This window comes from Paraburkholderia sp. SARCC-3016, assembly GCF_031119615.1.
Classification (GTDB): domain Bacteria; phylum Pseudomonadota; class Gammaproteobacteria; order Burkholderiales; family Burkholderiaceae; genus Paraburkholderia.
Genome location: NZ_JAVHZD010000028.1, coordinates 52,797 through 73,098 on the forward strand (window position 1 = coordinate 52,797; position 20,302 = coordinate 73,098).

At 61.6% G+C, this 20,302-nt stretch carries 22 protein-coding genes and 1 pseudogene; 16 read left to right on the forward strand and 7 right to left on the reverse strand.

Annotated elements, in window-relative coordinates; translation table 11 throughout:
- Positions 1 to 24: 24 nt before the first annotated feature.
- Positions 25 to 732, reverse strand: a complete 708-nt coding sequence (locus tag QYH69_RS25700) for a GntR family transcriptional regulator (protein ID WP_308834543.1) — start codon at positions 730 to 732, stop codon at positions 25 to 27.
- Between the two features lie 179 nt (positions 733 to 911).
- On the opposite strand from QYH69_RS25700, the gene QYH69_RS25705 reads away from it, so the two are divergent.
- The 5 genes from QYH69_RS25705 (at position 912) to QYH69_RS25725 (ending at position 6,449) form a co-directional block, all read left to right on the forward strand.
- Positions 912 to 2,297 (forward strand): MFS transporter, encoded by a 1,386-nt coding sequence (locus QYH69_RS25705; protein WP_308834544.1) that lies wholly within the window; start codon positions 912 to 914, stop codon positions 2,295 to 2,297.
- Positions 2,272 to 2,661, forward strand: a complete 390-nt coding sequence (locus tag QYH69_RS25710) for a carboxymuconolactone decarboxylase family protein (protein WP_308834545.1) — start codon at positions 2,272 to 2,274, stop codon at positions 2,659 to 2,661. Before QYH69_RS25705 ends, QYH69_RS25710 begins: the two co-directional genes overlap by 26 nt.
- On the forward strand, positions 2,661 to 3,551 hold the full coding sequence (locus tag QYH69_RS25715; protein WP_308834546.1) for an NAD(P)-dependent oxidoreductase: 891 nt from the start codon (positions 2,661 to 2,663) through the stop codon (positions 3,549 to 3,551). Before QYH69_RS25710 ends, QYH69_RS25715 begins: the two co-directional genes overlap by 1 nt.
- 25 nt (positions 3,552 to 3,576) lie before the next feature.
- Positions 3,577 to 4,701 carry a zinc-binding dehydrogenase gene (locus QYH69_RS25720; RefSeq protein ID WP_308834547.1) on the forward strand — a complete coding sequence of 375 codons (1,125 nt, stop codon included), beginning with the start codon at positions 3,577 to 3,579 and terminating at the stop codon, positions 4,699 to 4,701.
- Between the two features lie 131 nt (positions 4,702 to 4,832).
- Entirely contained in the window at positions 4,833 to 6,449 is a 1,617-nt protein-coding gene (locus tag QYH69_RS25725) for an MFS transporter (RefSeq protein WP_374992501.1), read from the forward strand.
- Between the two features lie 144 nt (positions 6,450 to 6,593).
- Here the strand turns inward: QYH69_RS25725 and QYH69_RS25730 are convergent, their stop codons facing one another.
- Positions 6,594 to 6,992 (reverse strand): VOC family protein, encoded by a 399-nt coding sequence (locus QYH69_RS25730; protein ID WP_308834549.1) that lies wholly within the window; start codon positions 6,990 to 6,992, stop codon positions 6,594 to 6,596.
- 33 nt (positions 6,993 to 7,025) lie between these two features.
- Here QYH69_RS25730 and QYH69_RS25735 point away from each other — a divergent pair, with 33 nt between their 5' ends.
- Positions 7,026 to 7,796, forward strand: a complete 771-nt coding sequence (locus tag QYH69_RS25735) for a YafY family protein (protein ID WP_308834550.1) — start codon at positions 7,026 to 7,028, stop codon at positions 7,794 to 7,796.
- A 27-nt stretch (positions 7,797 to 7,823) separates the two neighbouring features.
- Here QYH69_RS25735 and QYH69_RS25740 read toward each other — a convergent pair whose 3' ends face one another.
- The 4 genes from QYH69_RS25740 to QYH69_RS25755 form a co-directional block, all read right to left on the reverse strand.
- Positions 7,824 to 8,372 (reverse strand): lipocalin family protein, encoded by a 549-nt coding sequence (locus tag QYH69_RS25740; RefSeq protein WP_308834551.1) that lies wholly within the window; start codon positions 8,370 to 8,372, stop codon positions 7,824 to 7,826.
- 207 nt (positions 8,373 to 8,579) lie between these two features.
- A complete protein-coding gene (locus QYH69_RS25745) occupies positions 8,580 to 10,070 on the reverse strand; it encodes a PepSY domain-containing protein (protein WP_308834552.1) in 1,491 nt (496 codons plus the stop codon).
- A 14-nt stretch (positions 10,071 to 10,084) separates the two neighbouring features.
- The gene (locus QYH69_RS25750; RefSeq protein ID WP_308834553.1) at positions 10,085 to 12,403 is read right to left on the reverse strand and encodes a TonB-dependent receptor; all 2,319 of its coding nucleotides are present in this window, start codon (positions 12,401 to 12,403) and stop codon (positions 10,085 to 10,087) included.
- Positions 12,404 to 12,606: 203 nt separating this feature from the next.
- Positions 12,607 to 12,966, reverse strand: coding sequence for a DUF2946 domain-containing protein (locus QYH69_RS25755; RefSeq protein ID WP_308834554.1), 360 nt, complete (start codon positions 12,964 to 12,966; stop codon positions 12,607 to 12,609).
- A 128-nt stretch (positions 12,967 to 13,094) separates the two neighbouring features.
- On the opposite strand from QYH69_RS25755, the gene QYH69_RS25760 reads away from it, so the two are divergent.
- From QYH69_RS25760 to QYH69_RS25780, 5 genes are all read left to right on the forward strand, one after another.
- Positions 13,095 to 13,247, forward strand: a complete 153-nt coding sequence (locus QYH69_RS25760) for a hypothetical protein (RefSeq protein ID WP_308834555.1) — start codon at positions 13,095 to 13,097, stop codon at positions 13,245 to 13,247.
- A 93-nt stretch (positions 13,248 to 13,340) separates the two neighbouring features.
- Positions 13,341 to 14,285 (forward strand): metallophosphoesterase, encoded by a 945-nt coding sequence (locus QYH69_RS25765; RefSeq protein WP_308834556.1) that lies wholly within the window; start codon positions 13,341 to 13,343, stop codon positions 14,283 to 14,285.
- Between the two features lie 143 nt (positions 14,286 to 14,428).
- Positions 14,429 to 14,806 carry a c-type cytochrome gene (locus QYH69_RS25770; RefSeq protein WP_308834557.1) on the forward strand — a complete coding sequence of 126 codons (378 nt, stop codon included), beginning with the start codon at positions 14,429 to 14,431 and terminating at the stop codon, positions 14,804 to 14,806.
- Between the two features lie 163 nt (positions 14,807 to 14,969).
- A complete protein-coding gene (locus tag QYH69_RS25775; RefSeq protein WP_308834558.1) occupies positions 14,970 to 15,797 on the forward strand; it encodes an AraC family transcriptional regulator in 828 nt (275 codons plus the stop codon).
- Positions 15,798 to 15,877: 80 nt separating this feature from the next.
- Positions 15,878 to 16,306, forward strand: coding sequence for a cupin domain-containing protein (locus QYH69_RS25780; RefSeq protein WP_308834559.1), 429 nt, complete (start codon positions 15,878 to 15,880; stop codon positions 16,304 to 16,306).
- On the opposite strand, the gene QYH69_RS25785 is transcribed toward QYH69_RS25780, so the two are convergent.
- Complete coding sequence (locus QYH69_RS25785) at positions 16,303 to 16,992, reverse strand: PqiC family protein (RefSeq protein WP_308834560.1); 690 nt, start codon at positions 16,990 to 16,992, stop codon at positions 16,303 to 16,305. The two genes, QYH69_RS25780 and QYH69_RS25785, sit on opposite strands and share 4 nt — an antisense overlap.
- Positions 16,993 to 17,314: 322 nt before the next feature.
- Here QYH69_RS25785 and QYH69_RS25790 point away from each other — a divergent pair, with 322 nt between their 5' ends.
- The 5 genes and pseudogenes from QYH69_RS25790 to QYH69_RS25810 all read left to right on the forward strand — a co-directional run bounded on the left by QYH69_RS25790 (position 17,315) and on the right by QYH69_RS25810 (position 20,295).
- On the forward strand, positions 17,315 to 18,010 hold the full coding sequence (locus tag QYH69_RS25790) for a DUF3313 domain-containing protein (RefSeq protein ID WP_308834561.1): 696 nt from the start codon (positions 17,315 to 17,317) through the stop codon (positions 18,008 to 18,010).
- Between the two features lie 64 nt (positions 18,011 to 18,074).
- Positions 18,075 to 18,878: an NAD-binding protein gene (locus QYH69_RS25795; RefSeq protein WP_308834562.1), complete on the forward strand. Its 804-nt coding sequence runs from the start codon at positions 18,075 to 18,077 to the stop codon at positions 18,876 to 18,878.
- Positions 18,875 to 19,018 (forward strand): hypothetical protein, encoded by a 144-nt coding sequence (locus QYH69_RS25800; protein WP_308834563.1) that lies wholly within the window; start codon positions 18,875 to 18,877, stop codon positions 19,016 to 19,018. The genes QYH69_RS25795 and QYH69_RS25800 overlap by 4 nt, the downstream gene beginning before the upstream one ends.
- 9 nt (positions 19,019 to 19,027) lie before the next feature.
- Positions 19,028 to 19,375: a hypothetical protein gene (locus tag QYH69_RS25805; RefSeq protein WP_308834564.1), complete on the forward strand. Its 348-nt coding sequence runs from the start codon at positions 19,028 to 19,030 to the stop codon at positions 19,373 to 19,375.
- Between the two features lie 267 nt (positions 19,376 to 19,642).
- Positions 19,643 to 20,295 (forward strand): annotated as a pseudogene (locus QYH69_RS25810) (DUF2092 domain-containing protein).
- The last annotated feature ends 7 nt before the right edge of the window (positions 20,296 to 20,302 follow it).

Below are 20,302 nucleotides of genomic sequence, written 5' to 3' on the forward strand. Positions count from 1 at the left end.
TGCTGATTTTCGTCAGGCCAATGTCTACGCGCTAACGCTATCGCCGTTCGCTTCACGAGCGGCTTCGGCGTCGCGCTGCTTCAGAATGCCGATCGCAACTTCAGCGGCGGCTTGCACATGGGCGCGGCATGCCGCGGCAGTGGCGGCCGCGTCGCGCCTGTCGATCGCCGTAAGGATAACGCCCAACTCCTTGATCGTCTTTTTTAGCCGGTTCGGACTCGACAGCGATGTCGCTCGCAACTGGCTATTGCGGATCAGCAATCTTTCGAGCATGCGCGTCGCAAGCACATTGCGGCTTCCTGCGGTGAGGATCTGGTAGAAGCGCCGCTTGATATCGAGCAGCACATCGCGCGACACCTCTTTCTGCGCGGCAGCCTTCAATTCTTCGTAGACCGCACGCAACGCGGCGCGCTCCTCCACAGTGGCACGCAGCGCGAATCCTTCGCCTGCCAGCGCCTCGAGTGCGGCCCGCACCTCATACACGTCGCGCGCCTCTTCTACCGAAAGCCGCGCGACGAAGGGCCCGCGGTTCGGATGGACGATCACCAGACCTTCCGCCTCGAGCAGGCGGACCGCTTCACGAACCACGCTGCGGCTCGTACCGAAGGTTTCGCACAGCAGCCGGTCGGGCAGGTGTTCGCCCGGCAGAAATCGTCCGGACACGATCGCGGCGCGCAAAGCGTCTTCCACCTGTCGCCGCACCGGCTGCGGCACCACTTTCAGAGAGGTCATGCCCGATTTGCTGTCGTTGTCGTCGAGGCGTTCATTTTACATCCTGCTTCTGGTCTCGGAAGAAGATTGACGGACAATCTTATGACGTGTCATATTGACGGACAATCTGGTAATTGAAGGCCCGCGTCGATCCGTACCTGCGACGCAAATAACAGCGATAACAACGGAGACACTTCGACATGTCCGATATCAGCCAGCGGATGGATCAGCTGCCGATCACCGCCTTTCACCGCATCGCGATCTGTGCGCTCGCGTTCGCCTACTTTTTCGAACTGGCCGACCTGAATACTTTCGCGTATGCGGCGCCCGCGATCATCGGCAACTGGCACATCCCGGTCAGCGCCGTGGCGCTCATCACGTCGACGAGCTTCGGCGGCATGTTTATCGGCGGCACTTTTGGCGGCATGCTCGCGCACCGGATCGGTCGTCGGCGCGGATTCATCCTGAGCATCCTTGTCTATACGCTGTTCTCGCTGCTGAATGCGGCGTCGTGGGACGTGTTGTCGCTGGCGGTGTTCCGTTTCCTGACGGGCATTGGCCTGTCGGGCATGACGGTGATCGCCAACGTCTACGTCAGCGAGTTCTTCCCGGCGCGCCTGCGCGGCAAATACATGAGCATGATCTTCACGCTCGGCCTGATCGGCATTCCAGCGACCGCATGGGTCGCACGTCTTGTGGTGCCGCTCGCGCCGTGGGCGTGGCGGCTGATTTTCGTGTGGGGCAGCCTCGGGCTGCTGGCCATTCCGTTCGCGCTGAAGCTGCTCGAATCGCCGCGCTGGCTGCTGACGAAAGGAAAGGTGGTCGAAGCGCATCGTGTCGTCGGCAAGCTGGAAGCATCCGCGGGCATCGAGGCGCCGCGCGCGGACCTGCGCTATGAGGGCGAGCCGCTGCAGGCCTCGTCTTCATTGCGCGGCATGTTCGCGCGAGGTTACCGGCAGCAAACGATCGGCCTGTCGCTGATCTGGATCTTCCAGACGCTCGGCTTTTACGGCTTTGTCGCATGGGTGCCGACACTGCTGGTCCAGCACGGCTTCACGATTACGAAGTCCCTCGAATACTCAAGCCTGATGGCGATCTGCAATCCGCTCGGCGCATGGCTTGGCACTTTCATCATCGAGCGCTTCGAGCGCAAGTGGATCGTCGCGATCGACGCGGTGCTGATTGCCATGGCTGGCGTCGCCTATGGTCTTGCGCCATCGGCGGCTTTTATCGTTATCTTCGGCGCGCTCGTGATCATCACGATCCAGCTCATGAACGCGACGCTGTACATCTACACGCCGGAATCGTATCCGACGCATCTGCGCTCGGCAGGCGCAGGCTTCTGTTATGGCCTTGGGCGCCTGACCAATGTGGTCGGGCCATTCATCGTCAGCATGCTGTACGCGAGCGCGGGCTACCTGAGCGTGTTCGGCTACATCTCCGCGTGCTGGCTGGTGGTCGCGGCCGTCGTGACCGCAATCGGGCCGCGCACCACCGGCCGGCCGCTCGAACTCGTCAATTCCAATGAACCTTCTCACTCGCCCAACAAGGAGCTCAATCTTGAAAGAAGATCACGCACTGTTTGAAAAAGGCATGCCGATTCGCCGCGAAGTACTGGGACCCGAGTATGTCGATGCATCGATGAAGGGTGCCGACGCCTTCATGATGTCGTTCCAGCGCGCGACCACCTCATGGGCATGGGGCTGGGCGTGGGGCGACCCGACGCTCGATCGAAAGACCCGCAGCCTGATGAATCTCGCGATGCTGACCGTGTCGGGCCACACCGAAGAGCTGAAGCTGCACGTGAAGGGCGCATTGAACAACGGCGTCAGCATCGACGAGATCAAGGCGGCGCTGCTGCATGCCACCGCCTATTCGGGCATCCCGAGCGGGCTCGGTGCGTTCAAGGCCGCGCATGAAGTGCTGGTCAAGGAAGGAGCATTGTCGTGATGGCCGCCTTCAGTAAAGTCGCTTTCATCGGTATCGGAAACATGGGCTGGCCGATGGCGGCCCGCTTGAGCGCAGCGGGCTTTGAGGTCGACGTATTCGACGTCATGCCCGGCCGGGCGGCGCAATTTGCCGCCGAGATCGGTGGCCGCGCAGCGGCAAGCGTCGACGCAGCGGTAAGCGCAGCCGACGCGATCATCACGATCCTGCCGACCAGCCGCCACGTCGTCGACGTCTTGACGCCGGTTCGGGCGAAGCTGGCGAAAGGCGCGCTCGTGATCGACATGACGTCCGGCATTCCCGGTGTGACCAAAACGCTTGCCGCGACGCTCGCCGAAGACGGCGTGCAGATGATCGACGCGCCCGTATCGGGCGGCGTGGCGCGTGCGAAAACCGGCGAGCTTGCCATCATGACCGGCGGCGAGCCCGCTGTCGTCGAGCGGGCGATGCCGCTGCTGCGCGCGATGGGCACGACGATTACCGAAGTCGGCGGCATCGGCGCCGGACAGGCGATGAAGGCGCTGAACAACCTGGTGTCCGCAGGCGGCTTCCTGATCGGTGTCGAAGCATTGCTGATCGGCAAGCGCTTCGGCCTCGACGCGGAAAAAATGGTCGATGTGCTGAACGCTTCCACCGGCATGAACAACAGCACGCAGAAGAAGTTCAAGCAGTTCGTGCTGTCGCGTGCGTTCAACTCGAACTTCGGACTCGACCTGATGGCCAAGGACCTCGGTATCGCGCTCGAGGTTGCGCACGATGGCGCGGTGTCGGCGCCGTTCTCGGCGATGTGTCTCGAACTCTGGTCGGCGGCGGCCAACAGCCTCGGCAAAGGCCACGACCATACTGAGCTGGCGCGCTTTAGCGAAAGCATCGCGGGCCTGTCGTTGGAGTAATACCGATCCAAAGGAGACGTACACGATGAAGATTCGCGCGGCGGTGCTCGATCAGTCCGGCTTGCCGGCGCCTTATGCGCAATCGCGGCCCTTGACGGTTCGGACCGTCGAGCTCGCACCGCCCGGTGCCGCTGAAGTGCTGATCCGTGTCGCCGCGGCCGGTATCTGCCATTCGGATCTCTCGGTGGTCGAAGGCGTGCGGCCCAGGCCGCTGCCGATGGTGATCGGGCATGAGGCGGCCGGTGTCGTCGAAGCCGTCGGCGAACACGTGACCGATCTGCAAAAGGGCGACCACGTGGTGACGGTGTTCGTGGCGGCGTGCGGTCACTGCACGCCCTGTGCGAGCGGCCGCCCGGCGCTATGCGAGCCCGGCGCGCGCGCGGGCGGCGCCGGCGAACTGCTGGGCGGCGGCACACGTCTGTCGCACGATGGCCGGCCGCTCAGTCATCACTCCGGCATCTCGGCCTTCGCTGAATTTGCAACCGTGTCGCGCCATTCGCTCGTGAAAGTCGATCGCGACGTGCCGCTCGACGAGGCTGCGTTATTTGGCTGCGCCGTACTGACCGGCGTCGGCTCGGTGGTCAATGCGGGTCGCGTTGCACCGGGCTCGCAGGTCGCGGTGATAGGACTCGGCGGCGTGGGGCTCGCGGCGCTGCTCGGCGCAGTAGCGGCCGGCGCGGCGCGCATTGTCGCGCTCGACGTCAGTCCAGACAAGCTTGCGCTCGCCAGTGCGCTCGGCGCAACCGACGTATTCGACGCCAGAGCCGACAACGTGATCGAAGCGGTGCGCGACGCGACGTACGGCGGTGTCGACACGGTCGTCGAGACTGCGGGCGCGGTGGCTGCGCTCGAACTCGGCTATGGGATCGCGCGGCGCGGCGGCGAACTGGTCACCGCTGGCTTGCCGCAGCCGGCCACGCGTTTCGCGATTCCCGCGGTGTCGCTGGTCGCGGACGAGAAGTCGATTCGCGGCAGCTACATGGGCAGTAGCGTGCCGTCGCGCGACGTGCCGCGCTATCTCGACCTGTACCGGCGCGGGCGATTGCCGGTCGACCGGCTGGTGACCCACCGGCTCGCGCTGGAAGACATCAACGAGGGCATGGACCGCCTGCGCGAAGGCCGTGCAGTGCGGCAGATCGTGACGATGTAACGCGGGCTGCCCGGCGCGCTGCCGCCACGCGCAGCCGACGCCAACAAAAAATACGGAGACTCAGCATGACGGCAAGTTCAGAGCTCGTCCAGGACGGCGCCAGCCAGAGCACGACGCCCACCTCGGCTTCGATGGTACGGCTGATCGCTGCCGCGTCGATTGGCACGGTATTCGAGTGGTACGACTTTACGCTGTACGGGTCGCTCGCCACCGTGATTGCCAGCCGTTTCTTCGCGGGCGTCAATCCGGTTACCGGCTTTATTTTTGCGCTGCTGACGTTCGGCGTGGGCTTCATCATGCGCCCGGTAGGCGCGGTGGTGTTCGGACGGATTGGCGACAAGATCGGCCGCAAGCGCACGTTCCTCGTGACGATCGTCATCATGGGGCTGTCGACGGTTGGCGTCGGATGTTTGCCGGACTATGCGACGCTTGGCATCGCAGCGCCGGTGATCCTGATTGGCCTGCGGATGCTGCAAGGTCTCGCGCTCGGGGGCGAATACGGCGGGGCGGCGACCTACGTGGCCGAGCATTCGCCGCAAAACCGGCGCGGTTTCAATACGTCGTGGATTTCGTCCACCGGCACGGTGGGCCTGTTGATGTCGTTCGCGGTCGTGCTGGGCGTCCGCGCACTGACCGGCGAGCATTTTGACGACTGGGGCTGGCGTTTGCCGTTCATCCTGTCGGCGTTGCTGCTTGTCGTCTCCGTGCTGATCCGCATGAAGATGGAAGAGTCGCCGGCGTTTCAGGCGTTGAAAAGCGCGCATCGTCTGTCGCGTGCGCCGCTCGCCGAAACTTTTCTCGACTGGACCAACATCAAGCGCCTGCTAATCGCGCTGTTTGCGATCTGCGGCGGCATGACCTGCGTGTACTACACCGCGGTGCTGCTGCCGACGTTCTTCCTCACGCACACGCTCAAGGTCGAACCAACCGAGGCGAATATCGTGGTCACGCTCGCCACCCTCGTGTGCGCACCGCTGTTTCTGGTCGCGGGCTGGTTGTGCGATCGATTCGGCCGCAAGCCGGTGCTGATGGCGAGCTTTTTGATAACTGGCCTGACGCTGTTCCCCATCTTTCACGCGATGACGCGTTACGCCGATCCCGCGCTGGCCGAAGCGCAGGCGAGCGTGCCGGTATGGGTCGAAGCCGATCCGAACACCTGCTCCTTCTTGTTCAATCCGACCGGCTCGCGCAAGTTCACCAGTTCGTGCGATATCGCGCGCGAAACGCTGACCGAAGCCGGCATCAGCTATGAAACGCGTCACGCGGCGGCGGGGCAACCGGCGACCGTGCATATCGGCGCGTACAGGCTGCCGGTATCCGACGCAACCGGTCTTGTTGCCAGCGCGGCAAAGGAGCAGCGCATTGCCTTCACTCACGCGGTGCGCGTTGCGCTCGATGGTGAAGGCTTTCCGCGCAGCGCGGCGCCCGAGCATTTCAACACGCCCATGGTGTTTGCGCTGCTGGTGGTGTTGCTCGCATTGATGACGCTCGCGCTGGTTCCGACTGCGCCCGCACTGATCGAAATGTTTCCGACGCGCATCCGCTATACATCGATGTCGTTTCCCTATCACTTCGCCAGCGGCTGGATTGGCGGGCTGCTGCCGACGTTCTCGTTCGCCATCTCCGCGCAGCAGGGCAACATCTACTCGGGGCTGTGGTATCCGGTGGCGTGGATCGCGCTGTCGTTTGTGGTGGCGATGTTCTTTCTGAAGGAAACGCGGGACGTGGATCTGTCCGCGGATTTTTGACGGCACGCAAAGCAGTAACCATAGCGTGCCGGCGATCTGGCAAATCGCATCCGCTTGCCAACGCAGACCGTCGTTCAACGTCACTGATAGCCAATGACCCGCGCAACCGGCTTCGCCGTTCGTCGCCACGGCCGCGTGCCGTGTTCAGTGCTTCTCGAATCTGCGGAGCGCTTCAGGCGTGATCGGTGTGAAGAAGTTGATGAGGTTGCCGTCCGGATCGCGAAACAGTAGCGAACGGTTGCCCCAAGGCTGGGTCGTCGGCGGCTGCACAATATCGGCCGACATCGCCAGCAACTTTCTGTGTTCGTCGTCGGCGTCCTGCACGCGGAATTCGATGATGACCGAGCGATTGCTCGCCGGTGCCGCCGCTGCGCCGAAGAACTGATTCATCGTGCGTGTGGTACCGATCGCCAACGTGCAGGACGGCGACGCGAGTTCGGCGAATTCGTCGGTAAGCCACGCGGCCGTCAGTCCAAGTTCTTCATAGAAGCGCACAAGCTCTTTGATGTCGTCTGTGATAATACGGGTTGAGACGAAGTCCATTTTTCTTCCTCATGTGATTGCATCGTGCGCCGAATGGTGCGCGACGTCATGGACATCCTACAAAGGTGCTGCTGCCAGCATACTGTCAGCAGCGAACGCATGCGTCGATCCGACCGATTGTTTCAGCTCATCCAGATTTTGCGGCGCGCGCGACGCCCGGTTACCGCACGCGCTATCGCCGCGGAACTGGAAGTGTCGATGCGTACCGTCTACCGCGACATTGCCGATCTGATGGCGCAGCGTGTGCCTATTCGCGGCGAGGCGGGAACCGGATACGTGCTCGATCGCCACTACGACATGCCGCCTTTGATGCTGACCGCCGAGGAACTGGAGGCCGCGGTGCTCGGGGCGCAATGGGTGGTACAGCGCAGCGACTCTGTGCTTTCCCGGGCTGCGAAGGACCTCGTCGCAAAGATCACCACGGCGGTGCCCGAGCATCTCCGGCCATTTATCGCAGAACCGACGATCGGCGCGGTGGCGCCACTCGCTGTGTCGGCAGACGCGATCGACATGGGGCGCGTGCGACAGTGGATTCGCGAGGGACGCAAAATGCGCATCCGCTATTGCGATGAACGCAAGCGCATCAGCGAGCGTACGATCTGGCCGATCATGATCGGCTATGCGGACGCCGTGCGCCTGCTGGCTGCCTGGTGCGAACTGCGCCAGGATTTTCGTCACTTCAGGACAGATCGGCTCATCAGCGCCGATTATCTCGATGAGCGCCACGGTGAACGAAGACTCGCTCTCGCCATGCGCTGGAAGCGTTATATGAAGGAGTCACGCGGGCTCGATCTGTCGGGGTAGCACCATTGCAGGAACACATGATCGCCTTTACCGCCTCGTCACTCTGACAAGCGACCAATCGTATCCGAGCGCCTTTACGCGTGTCTTCAGATCATCAAGCATTTCCGGGGATGGGTGTGCGGTTCGGGTCAGCACCCATAGGTAACGCCCCGACGGCTCGCCCACGATCGACCAGTCGTAGTCGTCATCGTGATCGAGTATCCAGTAGTCTCCGTAAAAGGGACGGAAGAACGATACTTTTAGTTTTGCATTCGTAGCGGGATCCGCAACTTTCGCTTTTCCGACCGATTGTTTGAACCCACCGGAATTGCCGGGTTTCCGTCCGCGGTTGACCACGTTGACCGTCCCGTCCGCGTTAAGCGAATAGTCTGCCGTGACTTCGTCCATGTCTTTTTCAAACGAGGCCTCATAGCGGAACTGCTCGTACCAACGGCCCATATACCTGCTCAGATCGACCGGTCTGGCCGGCTGTGGCACGTCACGATTACCGATCGGACCGGGGCGAGGAATATATGCGCACGCTCCGAGAAGCATCGCCGTTCCCGTTACCGCTAAAAGCAGATTCTTCTTTTGCATGGCGATCGCTCATCCGAATGAAAAAGACTTTTGGAACGGCAGCGAAGTGCCGCGTACATTCCCCTGGCTGCCGATATATCACTTTAGTTCACTTAAATGAACCGTGCCGTAGGGTGGAAATCGAGCGCTACATCGCGATGAAAGTAGGCCATGGAAAACAGTCGACACCAGGCGCCCGGCAGAGTTCAGCTGTTCCTTCCCACGGCTTCATTGAATCATCCACTGCGATCCACGGCCGAACCACACACGGTCCGCGAGCCAGACAGCAATCAGCGTGACGCCCATCAGAGGAAAAACCACCCCGAGAACCACGAGGCCAAGTTTCCAGCCGCGCATCGGTACCGTCGTGCGGTCGCGCGCCGGCGCGCCGAGCTTGCCCGCCGGCCGGCGCTTCCACCACATCACGAAGCCCGTCGCGGCGAGCGTTGCGAGTCCAAGCGAAATCGCCGAACACACGATCTGGTTCGTCACGCCGAAATAGCGGCCCATATGCAGCGAGGTGCCGTACGACACCGCCTGGCCCACCGCGCCATAGTCGCCGTAGCGGATATCCTTCAGGACTTTGCCGCTGTACTGGTCGACATAAATCGTGCGTTCCAGCTTCGGGTCGGCCGGAAAGTACGACACCGTATAGACGCCGCTCGCGGCAACGGGCAGCGCGACATCGTAGCCATCGACGAGACCGAGCCCGCGCATTTGCCCGACGATGCGATCGAGCGGCAATGCCGCCGCAGCGGCATTTTGCGACTCAGGTACGCGCGTCGCGCCCGCGGCCCACGGCACTTGCGGCAACGGCAGATCGTCCATCGTCATGCCGGGCATCGCATCCATGCTGCTCGTCGGCGACGCATGCATCGCAAGCTCGTCCACATTGGTCGCGTGAGTGTCGGTACGCCGCGCGGTCTGGCCGCCGGGCGGCCTCGACTGCAACGGCAATCCGCCCCACGATCCCGGCGGCGAGCCGAGTTTGGCACTCGTGGCAAGCGCCTTGAACTGCTTACCCCATGAACCGGTCCACGGCAGGCCGGTCACGACAAACGCCAGCGCGCCGACCGCGAGCCAGATGCCGAGCGCCGCATGCACGCTTTTCCACAACGGCCGCCCGCGCAGCGAAAGGCGCGGCATCAGCGCGGCGCGCATTGTGGTGCCCGCGTGCGGCCACCACAATGCGACGCCCGTGCCGATCATCACGAACGTCCAGCATGCCACCAGTTCCATCAGCAGCTCGCCCGGCTTGCCGAGCAGCAGCTTGCGGTGAATCATCCGGTCGACCTGCATGAAGCGTCGCTCGACGCTCAGTGTGCCGAGCACAGAGCCGTCATAGGGATTCACGTAAACACTTTGCCGGTCGCCGTTCGCCAGCCGGAAAATAAACTCCGCGCTGCGGTCCGCTCGCGACGAGATGCGTGCAGTCGTCGCGACCGAGCCCGCCGGCAGCGCACGGCGCGCGTTCGCGAGCAAGACATCTTCGTCGAGGCGTGCGACGTTGCGCGGCTCGACCACGAGCCGGTGCGGATAAAGCAGCGGCTCGATCTGCGGCTGGAAGCAATACAGCGTACCGGTAATCGCGAGCACGACGAGAAACGGCATCACGAAGAGGCCCGCATAGAAATGCCATCGCCATAGTGTGCGATAACTGCGGCTCGATGCGCTCGCGCCAGCCGGCGCGGGACGTTGTTCGATTGTTGCGGTGGACATGCGCTTACCCTCCTTCACAGATGAAGCCGGCCTTCGACGTAGAAGGTGCGGCCCGGATACGGGTGATAGACGAAATAACGCGAGTCGAAGAGGTTGTCGACGCCGACGCCGATTTCGCTCTGCTTCGTCGGCCGGAACGTGAACTTCGCATCCGCGACCACATACGTGCTAGTGCCGCCGAACACATCCGGATTCGTATCCGTGTTGGTCAGCGTGTTGTACTGCCGGCCGGAATAGCGCACTGCGAGCGTCAAGGCCGAGCGCGCGTCGAAGCGATACGTCGCGGCAACGTTCGCGCGCCACAGCGGAATGCGGTAGAAGTATTTGCCGACCGTCCCCGGGTTCTGCGTGTTTTCCAGAATCTTCGACTGCGTGTACGCGGCATTCGCAATCAGGTCGAGACCGTGCAGGAGCACGTCCTGCCCTTGATAGCTGACTTCGGCGCCGCGCGAGCGCACCTTGCCGATGTTCTGGAAATTCGTGACGTTTGGAATGACGGTCGTGTCGGTCTGACTGAAGATCGTGTTCTTTACGTCGTCCTGGAACAGCGAGAATCTGAACAGGCCGTTCCAGTGCGCCCACTCTGCCGTGAGCTCTTTCGAGAGATCGTCCTCCGGCTGGAGGTTGGGATTGTTGTTGATGATCGACGATCCGTTGATTTGCCCCTGGAACAGTTCGCCGACCGTCGGGAACCGGTACGCGCGAGCAATCGATGCGCGCAGCGTCAGATCGTCGGTGACGTCGAACGACAGCGACGCCTTCGGCGAGAAATGATGCTGATCGGCGTCCGCGTACGGCAAGCGTATCGCGCCAAGCGCCTGCGAGCCGTCGTACGCGCGCCAGTCCTCGTAACGCACGCCATAGACGACCTTCCAGCGTGGCAGGAAACGCCACGCATCCTGTGCGTAGACGGCCTGCGTTTGCGTGCGGCCGCCGAACGCATTCGCGAAGCTGCCGGCCGCGCCGTCGCGCCAGGCCGCCGTGTTGTACGTTTCGTTATCCAGAAAGTAATTGTCGAAATGATAGCCGAACGCGAGCGCGTGGTTCGACAGGCCCGCCTGCGGCGTTGCGGGTGTGTAGGTCGCTTTCAGGTCGAGCGTCTTCCAGCCCGTGCCGTCCCCGAACGTGACGATCCCTGGCCCGTTGCCCGGTCCGCCGGCACTCGCGGTGCGCGCGACGCTGTTGGTCACGTCGTAGTACGACGCGATTGCTTCGCCGTTCCAGCCCGTCGCGTTGTGCGTTTTCAACCATGCGCCATACAGCCAGTTCTCGCTGTTGCCGAGACTCGGCGCCAGCGCCGCGGCGGGAATGTTGTACTCGAATCCGTTGATCGCCACGCTGCCGCTGTACACCGGGTTGCCGTTCGCGTCGCGCAGGAACGTCGTCGTTTCGCTGTTGTAGGTCTGATGCCAGTAACCGAGCGTAAAGCCGGCCTGCACGGTCGGCGTGAAGTCGTACTGCGTCTTCAGCTTCAGCTGGTCCTGAATCGTGCGCTCGATCCCTTCGCCGTTCACACCGAGCACCGCGGTCGGCGTGTTGGTCTGGTTGTTGTAGAAGTACGCGCCGGTAACCGCGCCGGTAACCGGTGTGTCGCCGGTTTTTGCGGGCGTCGTCGATTGTGCGAGCGTCGCGAACTGCAGCGGCTGGCTCGTGTTCTCGAGGTGGTTCGCGCCGATGAAGAACGAAAACTTGCCGATGCGATCGCCGACCGTCGCGCTCGATTCGGTGCCGTTGAAGTTCTGGTTGACGCCGTACAGGTCGAAGTGCTGTGTGAACGCCTTGACGTCCGCGCTCGCTTCGAATTTCTCGGGCATGCGCGTCGTGATCAGCACGGTCGCTCCAAGCGAGTTGCCTGGATATAGCGCTGAGAAAGGGCCGTAAATGACGTCGACCTGCTGGATTTCGTCAGGAAATACCATCGACCAGCGCGGCGGAAACGAGTAGTTGTTGCCTAGCAGATTCGACAGCAGCAGTCCGTCCGCGTAGACGAGACCTCTTGCGCTTTGCACGTTGCTCGTGCCGCGCACCGCGATAATCGAATTGAGGTCACCGACGAAGCGCTTGCGCACCGCGAGATTCGGCAGATATTTCAGCACGTCCTCGGTGTTGACCACATTCCAGTTTTCGAATTGTTCGCGCGTGACCGTTTCGGTCGACGCGGGCAGATTCGGATCGACCACCGGGCGATAACTGCCCGCGGTACTGGCAGTGACGTTGATTGCCGGCAGTTCGGTCACGGCGGGCTCGGTGCCGGCCGCGGCCGTGGCAGACGCGGTGCCGGCCGCGGTGGCAGACGCGGCAGACGCCGCTGACGTAGCGACGGTGTCCGCCATGGCGGGCGACACCGCCAGCGTAAGCGGCAATAGGCCGATGACGGCGCAATGCATCGATGGTTGCGCGCCGCGACGGAGCCTTCGCAAAGCGAAGTACAGCATCGGGTCATTTTCCTGTGCGTACGGGTGAACAGCCGCAAGCGATCGCCGGCTGCGCGCGTTCGAGGGCGCGGTCAGCTACGGCGTGCGGTACTGGACGACGATCAGGAAAAAACGGGAGGGGCGCGCGGACGCCCTGAGGCGAAAGCGCCGAGCGGTGTGAAGCGTGTGGAAAGCACGGTGGCGGCAGCCACTACCGGCAGCAGAAGAACCGGTTCGACGGCCGGCGCAACGGGCGGCGGCGCCGCATGCGTGGCGAGCAGGTCGCAGTAACCGCACGCGGACAGCGGATCGCCGGCATGATGCGTCCCTGCGTCCGGCTGCGTGGCCGAACACAAAGCGGCCAACGGTTCGCTTGCATGCGCCGACGCCACCAGCTGACTGACGACCGGCACGAAGACGACGAGGCAGATGGCAAGCATGCCAAGCCATGCGCTGAATCGTCGACGGGCGTGAAAGGTCATCGGGAAGTTGAATCCGGCATATCCGTTAGCGGGCGCAGTTTAACACCGCCGCGTAAGCATGTTAAACATTTCCGGCACCCGGATGCACTGGCAAATCGTCACAACCTTTTCTGAACAGGCCCACGACCGTGACGGTGGTCGACGCGTGCGACGCGGATACTCAGCTGGACGAGCACGACGATGCGCATGAGCAGGTTGGCTTGGCCAACCGGATTCTGGTATCCCTGGTTTCAAAGGCCAACCTCGCAGGCGATGAAGTGAATCACGGCGATCGGGAATAAACCGGCGGCACCGGAAGTAATGCACCGTGAACCGTACAGAAGGCCGTCGGATATCCGTTCGGATCAGCTCCTGTACCCGCTTACGAGGACGACATGTCATCCACTTTCCAAACTGATCCGGCACGTCGCCGTGCTTTGAAATGTCTCGCCTTCGGCGGTGCAGGGACGTTGTTCGTGCTGGCCGGCGGCGTACTCGCGCCCGTCGACATTGCCTTGGCTGCCGGCCAGAAACATCGGGCGGCCGCTACGGGAACCCCTCTGTTCCTGCAGATCAGCGACACCCATATCGGTTTCGACAAAGAGGCCAATCGTGATGTCGCCGGTACGCTCGCGCAGACGATCGAGTATGTAAACACTATGCCGGTCAAGCCGGCGCTTACGATTCATACGGGAGACATCACCCACCTGTCCAGGCCGCAACAATTCGACGATGCCTCGCAGTTATTGGCGCGTCTGCAAATCACCGAGCTGCATACCGTTCCGGGCGAACACGATGTCACGGACGGAACCGGCACGGAGTATTTCAATCGCTTCGGTCGGGCGTCTGCCAATAAGGGCTATTACAGCTTCGATCATCAGGGCGTGCACTTCGTCGCGCTGAATAACGTTATGAGCTTCAAACCGGAAGGCCTCGGCGCACTCGGTGACGATCAACTGGCCTGGCTGAAAGCCGATCTTGCGGGACGCTCATCGAGTACTCCGATCGTCGTTTTCGCCCATATGCCGTTGTGGACGATCTACCAGCCATGGGGCTGGGGCACCGGGGACGCGGACGAGGCGATGAGCTATCTGAAGCGTTTTGGCTCTGTCACGGTCCTCAACGGCCATATCCATCAAATCGTTTCGAAAGTGGAGGGCAACATTACCTTCCATACCGCGCGCTCGACAGCCTACCCTCAACCGACCGCGGGCAACGGACCGGGCCCCATGCCGCTGACCGTCCCTGCTGCGCAGCTTCCGAAAATGCTGGGCGTGACGGACGTGAGGATCGCGCTGACACATCCTCGCGCGACGCTGACCGATACAACCCTCGCCTGAACCGCAACGCACAATCAAAGACCAGCGGACTGCGTTAGGGGACTCACACCCGCCTGATTCATAAGCATGCCTCACTGCCATCGATGATGTACCGCTTGGCTGATGGCTGTGTTCGGCCGTGCCAAGCCTGGAGAAAGACCGATATGAGCAAGACTATTTTGAGTGCGTCCTTTGTGGTGGTTCTCGTCTCGGCGACACTCTGCGCCGCCTCGCATGCAGCGGCGGCCGGTGATCCGGCCGCGGGAAAAATTGCGTACGGAGCCTGCATGTCGTGCCATTCGATCGAAGACAACGATATTGGACCTGCGCACCGCGGCGTCGTAGGACGCAAGGCGGGATCGATACCGGGATACTCGTACTCCATTGCGCTGAAAAACTCGGGCATCGTCTGGACGCCCGAGATGATCGACCGTTGGCTGCAAGGCCCACAGAAGCTCGTTCCCGGAACGAAGATGTTTTTCTCGGTAGGGGACGCGAAGACTCGCGCGGACATCATCGCCTATCTCGCCACGCAGAAGTGATGACGCGCTATCCGACCGGCGTTCGCGTCGCGTGTGTCGACGCAAAGCAGGAAAACGGTTTAATAGCCGAATGTGCCGCGCGAAGCTGTTTCACCCGGCAACCTGTAAAATAAACATGCGCCTTCACCGACGCAATTTCATTCACTCTGTTTCGCGACTCGCCATGTTCCGAAAAGCTGCATCCGCTCGCCAGGACTGGGTGATGCGCGCCGAGCCGACCGAGGGCATCGAGCGCATCGAAGCCTGGTTTCACGGCAAAGCTTATGCGTTGCATCGCCACGATACGTACGCGATCGGGCGCACGCTCGCAGGAGTACAAAGCTTCAGCTATAGGCGCGGCCGGCGCGACAGCCTGCCCGGAAATATCATCGTTCTGCACCCCGACGAAGCGCATGACGGTCAGGCGGGTACGGGAGAAGGCTTCCGCTACCGCATGATTTACGTGCAGCCTGCGCTTTTTCAGGACGCGTTGGCGGGTCGCGCGTTGCCGTTCGTCGAGGGCGGCGTGACAACGGATCCGCGCATCGCAGCGGCTACCGAAACCCTGTTGCAGCGCGTCGATCACCAGTTCGAGCCACTTGAGCAGAGCGACGCGCTGGCCGAGCTTGCGCGCGCGCTCGCCGCGGTGGCGGGCATGCCGGGCGAGCGAGGGAAAGGCGATTACTCCGCAGCACGCCGTGCGCGCGAGTACCTGCATGCAAACCATACGCGCGTGGTCACGCTCGAAGAAGTGGAAGCAGCCACGGGCCGCGATCGGTGGAGTCTCTCGCATGATTTCCGCACGTTCTACGGCACAAGTCCGTATCGCTACCTCACGATGCGCAGGCTCGACGAAGTACGGCGCATGCTGCTCTCCGGCGTCTCGCTCGCGACCGCCGCCGCAGACGCAGGCTTCGCAGATCAAAGCCACATGACGCGTCATTTTCTCAAGACCTTCGGTCTCACGCCGGGACGCTGGCTCCAGATCGTTGGCAACGTGCCTCGTGTTTGAACCTTCACCCAAGATCGTTCAATACGCGTTCCTCGTGACCACGTATTCTCAACGGACATCCACAGTGAACGGAGAAAACGATGTCCGCACCAACGCATTCCCTCATCAAGGCTCCCGCTATGCGCGGCCAATGCGAGGCAATCGACCTTCTCGGCAAGATTGCCTTGATCGAGGGCCATTGGCAGCCGCGCGTGGTCGCGGAAATGAACGACTATCAGTTCAAGGTCGTCAAGATCGAAGGTGAATTCGTCTGGCACAAACACGGTGATACGGATGAGACCTTTATCGTGCTGGACGGCGAACTGAGGATTGACTTTCGCGGTGGACCGTCGGGCGACGGCTCGATTGTTTTGCGTGCCGGTCAGATGGCCGTCGTGCCGAAAGGCATCGAGCATAAGCCGAGCGCGCATGCCGAAGTGAAAGTGCTGCTTATCGAGCCGCGCGGTGTGGTGAACACCGGGGACAACGCAACCAGCGAACGTACCGTGCAGAATGATCAGTGGATTTAAGTTCCTGTCTTCGAACAGGCGGTGGCGTCCATGTTTGCACCTGGTAACGGCTGGTTCGCTTTGACGTCGTAGATTCTTCCGGGCGCGTGCGATTTCTTCTGCAGGGCCGACATGATCGCTTCCGCCATGTCGACGCTGACCGCAGCGAGCGCACGGCTCTGCGCATCGACGAGCCCATCGAGGCTCTCGCGACCGACGCGTTGCAGCACGATCGATCTTCCATTAAGCACCCGCTTCGAATCGGGCGTCAGTATTGACCAGCCGACAGACAGCACCGCGCCTTCGCCGAGTCTGAGGTCGAAGGTCTGCACATTGATTGCGATGCGGAATGTCGGCACATCATGAGTGTGCGGCTTGACGCCAGGCGAAACGCGAAGCATGCGCTTCAGGTCCACCGTCAGAACCGACGCAATCTGCGTTTTTAGCGGCTCGCTCCACCGCGCATTTTCGACAACTCTAACCTGCAAAGGGTTGATGCGGAGTACAAATTCCGGCCGATCGACCACTTCAGGAATAGCTACATAATCAACGACGATCGTGAGCGGCACGCCGGATTCGTGGTTCTGGCTTATTTGACTTATTGGCGTGGGGTTCAAGCTATAGATGCCGCCATTATTCATGCCTATACAACCGCCTGCGCATAGCAATACGGGCATCGCCGCCGTTGCCCATCTCATGCTCTTCATTGTTCACCCTCCATCCTGCGGATGCTTGAGAGGGATAGCGGAATCGCAACTCTTATAGCGTCGCATTCCGAACTATTTAATCATCGATTACAAACGGGCAATGAGCCCGCATCATGCAAACCTGCTTGCGTGTTACACCTTGATCGGCCCAAATGCCTGCACTTGATGCAGGTCAATCTGATAGACACCGTTCGCACTAGCCTTTCATACAAGGTTCACACAACAAGCGAATCGCGGCACCAGATAAATGTGACGCCTTGAACGGTTGTGCATGTAAGCGCAGAGCACAATCCCCACGGACTGTTAAGCGAAGGGTGTAACGATGCTAACGACTAATTTTTCAGGCGCGGCTTCGATTGCGATGGCAGCGATGTTAATAGCTGGTTGTGCCAGTACCAACAACACGCCGACTCAATCGGAGTATTCGGGCTTCCTGGGCGACTATTCAAATCTGCAGCAAACCACGGACCCGAATGGCCAGACTTTCCTGCGATATGCGAGCCCGAAGCTGAATCCGACAAACTACAGTGCCGTAATAGTCGAACCCGTCTCGATGTACCCGAAAGCCGAGCCGACGGAACAGCTGACGCAGGCGACGATCGATCAGGTGCGCAGCTATGCCACCACTTGCCTCAGGCAGTCCATAGGGTCGAGAGTGCGGGTCGTCAATGCGCCCGCCCCAGGCGTGGTCAAGCTTCAGGTCGCGATTACCGGCGTAGCCAGTTCGGCGGAAGGATTGAAGCCATATCAGATTTTGCCCATGGCTTTCGTCGCGACGATGGCGGTCGATACGGTCGCCGGCGCGCCGCAGCAGGCGAAGCTTCTTGTCGAGGCGTTGGGCACGGACAGCGTTTCCGGGGATGTGCTGGCGAAGGTGGTACGCACGCATACCGGCGAACGCTTGCAACGGGTCGCATCGAATCAGCCGGTCATCACATTCGAATCGGTCAAGCCAATCATGGACGAATGGTGCGACTCGGTTTCGAAGACGGTTTCCCAGTACGTCAAGCCTCTGTGACTGCAGAGGAGCGATCGGGCATCGGCGGCATCAGCGATTACATGCGAAACGGACGGTAGGGTCTATGTGGATCTATCGTGTGAACGAACCGCGCCTCGGCGCGGTTCGAGTGCGCGAATGGCGGCGACGGGCGCGTCACGCCGTTGCCCTGCTTTTCCTGTCGCTCGCCGTATCCACCGCCGGGCTCGTATTGCTGGACGATTCGAACGCGCCTTTCGGCAAGCGCCTTTTCACGGCCATGTGGGACGCGGTTAATCTGACCACGACACTCGGCGATTTTTCCGACTTCGACGAGCGCCAGAAGATATTCATGCTCGCGGCGATGTTCGTGACGATGCTGGTCGCGGCATACGCGATATCCAGACTGACTGGCATCCTGTCCGGAGACGATGTGATGGTGTACAGGGAGAACCGCGCAATGGAGCGCAAATTCGAAAGCCTCGCGAACCATGTCGTCGTCGTAGGGTATCGCTCGCTCGGGCAGCGCACTGCAACGAAGCTAAAGCGAGCAGGCGAAACGGTATTGGTTCTCGTCGGCGATTCCGCGCTTGCCGATCTGGCAGCCGAAAATGGTCATATGGTCATCCTGAGCGCGCCGGAGACATTCGACGACGCCCTTCGGCGCGCACGGCTGGACAGTGCAAAGGCGCTGGTCGTGACGACCCCCGATAGCGACGCGAATCTGGCTGTTACGCTGCTGGTAAATGCCGAGAACCGGTCGCTGCCGATCGTCGCGCCCGGCGAAAACGATCTGAGAAAGACCCTGCTTGAAAACGCCGGCGCGGCCGCGGTAGTGATCGGCGACGAGATTCTTGCCGACGCACTGATCGACAGGCTCGCCGTACACGCGGAGACCGCATCGTCATGAAGGCGTTAACCCCGAGCGAATCGTCCACCCGCCGGATTCCTTCGCCGCAGGGCGTTTTTCCGTTCTCGCGCATGCAATACGTCAAGCGGCTTGCAGGCCGTCAGCATAACTTAAGTACCATGCGCGGCAACAAGCGCTGAGTCGATGAAGTGGGACTTTGTTTCGACACCTGCCGTGTTATCGAACGAGGACACATCATGAGTAAGCACATCATCAAGTCTGCAATAACAGCTGCTTTGCTTTTCGCGAACATCGTCAATGCGCAGCAATACCCGATGCTCGATGCTGCGGCGGGCCGCGTGGTCCAAAAATATCAGCAGTCGAGTTGCGAGCAGTTGTGGCAGGAGCGCGCAGCCAAAAAAGGGCTGGCGCCGTCGCCGGGTGAACAGAAAGTGATTCAGGCGATGCGCAGCGATCCGGAGATGCGCGCGGAGTTCATTAACAGGGTTGCGGCGCCGGTCGTGAACAAGATGTTCGAGTGCGGCATGATTCCGTGAATGCCTCGCCATACGTCAACACAAGGTTTACTCAACGAGGCCGCCATGATCCCTTCCGGACGAACCTGTTGGTTGGTGTCGCTCGCGCTGGCTGCGTGCATCAGCGCGAACGGTGTTGCGCAGCAGGCGCCTTCTGCGCGCGCGAGTTCGAAGACTCGCGCCGCAAGCACACAGACGCCCGTGTTGCTCGACTATCAGCCGGGCATCGAATCACGCGCGGTCGACATTCTCAAGTCGGCAAGCGAGCGCCTCGCCGCAGCGAGGTCGATGACTTTCACCGCGACCGCCTCATACGAGAGCCCTAGCCGACTCGGGCCTCCGCTGATTTACTCGACAAGGTCGGAAGTGGCGATGCAACGGCCCGACAAACTCCGGGTGGTCACGCTCGGCGACGGGCCCCGCTCGGAGTTCTACTACGACGGCAAGACCATCACGGCCGTCGACCCCGCGCAGAAGCTGATCGCGGTTGCCGACGCACCACCCACGCTCGAAGCGGCGCTTCAGAAAGCCTACGATATCGGCGCCGTTTATTTCCCGTTCACCGATGTGATCGTCGCGGACCCGTACAAGGACATCGCAGACGGGCTAAAGGTCGCGTTCTCATCGGCCAGTCGAGCGTGGTTGGAGACACGACGACGGACATGGTCGCGTATGTGAGCGGCGATGTGTTCGTTCAGGTCTGGATCGGCACGCAGGACAAACTTCCGCGTCGTATTTACGCCGTCTATCTGAACGACCCCGCCCGGCTGCGCCACGTGCTCGCCCTGTCGGACTGGGTGCTGGACCCGCCCGTATCAGCGGAGGCCTTCGCGCCCGCCGGCACGGCCGGCGCGGCACGCATTGCTTTCGAGCGACCCGATGCTGCCGGGGCGCACGCTATGCAACCGCCGCTGAAGCCCCCGCGCTCACGACCTCAATGAGGAAGCC

Bases quoted from the DNA above. Each gene is read 5' to 3' on its own strand.
- QYH69_RS25700 (WP_308834543.1), bottom strand. From the start codon at position 732: ATGACCTCTCTGAAAGTGGTGCCGCAGCCGGTGCGGCGACAGGTGGAA.
- QYH69_RS25705 (WP_308834544.1), top strand. From the start codon at position 912: ATGTCCGATATCAGCCAGCGGATGGATCAGCTGCCGATCACCGCCTTT.
- QYH69_RS25715 (WP_308834546.1), top strand. From the start codon at position 2,661: ATGGCCGCCTTCAGTAAAGTCGCTTTCATCGGTATCGGAAACATGGGC.
- QYH69_RS25720 (WP_308834547.1), top strand. From the start codon at position 3,577: ATGAAGATTCGCGCGGCGGTGCTCGATCAGTCCGGCTTGCCGGCGCCT.
- QYH69_RS25725 (WP_374992501.1), top strand. From the start codon at position 4,833: ATGGTACGGCTGATCGCTGCCGCGTCGATTGGCACGGTATTCGAGTGG.
- QYH69_RS25730 (WP_308834549.1), bottom strand. From the start codon at position 6,992: ATGGACTTCGTCTCAACCCGTATTATCACAGACGACATCAAAGAGCTT.
- QYH69_RS25735 (WP_308834550.1), top strand. From the start codon at position 7,026: ATGGTGCGCGACGTCATGGACATCCTACAAAGGTGCTGCTGCCAGCAT.
- QYH69_RS25740 (WP_308834551.1), bottom strand. From the start codon at position 8,372: ATGCAAAAGAAGAATCTGCTTTTAGCGGTAACGGGAACGGCGATGCTT.
- QYH69_RS25745 (WP_308834552.1), bottom strand. From the start codon at position 10,070: ATGTCCACCGCAACAATCGAACAACGTCCCGCGCCGGCTGGCGCGAGC.
- QYH69_RS25750 (WP_308834553.1), bottom strand. From the start codon at position 12,403: ATGGCGGACACCGTCGCTACGTCAGCGGCGTCTGCCGCGTCTGCCACC.
- QYH69_RS25755 (WP_308834554.1), bottom strand. From the start codon at position 12,966: ATGACCTTTCACGCCCGTCGACGATTCAGCGCATGGCTTGGCATGCTT.
- QYH69_RS25765 (WP_308834556.1), top strand. From the start codon at position 13,341: ATGTCATCCACTTTCCAAACTGATCCGGCACGTCGCCGTGCTTTGAAA.
- QYH69_RS25770 (WP_308834557.1), top strand. From the start codon at position 14,429: ATGAGCAAGACTATTTTGAGTGCGTCCTTTGTGGTGGTTCTCGTCTCG.
- QYH69_RS25775 (WP_308834558.1), top strand. From the start codon at position 14,970: ATGTTCCGAAAAGCTGCATCCGCTCGCCAGGACTGGGTGATGCGCGCC.
- QYH69_RS25780 (WP_308834559.1), top strand. From the start codon at position 15,878: ATGTCCGCACCAACGCATTCCCTCATCAAGGCTCCCGCTATGCGCGGC.
- QYH69_RS25785 (WP_308834560.1), bottom strand. From the start codon at position 16,992: ATGAAGAGCATGAGATGGGCAACGGCGGCGATGCCCGTATTGCTATGC.
- QYH69_RS25790 (WP_308834561.1), top strand. From the start codon at position 17,315: ATGCTAACGACTAATTTTTCAGGCGCGGCTTCGATTGCGATGGCAGCG.
- QYH69_RS25795 (WP_308834562.1), top strand. From the start codon at position 18,075: ATGTGGATCTATCGTGTGAACGAACCGCGCCTCGGCGCGGTTCGAGTG.
- QYH69_RS25800 (WP_308834563.1), top strand. From the start codon at position 18,875: ATGAAGGCGTTAACCCCGAGCGAATCGTCCACCCGCCGGATTCCTTCG.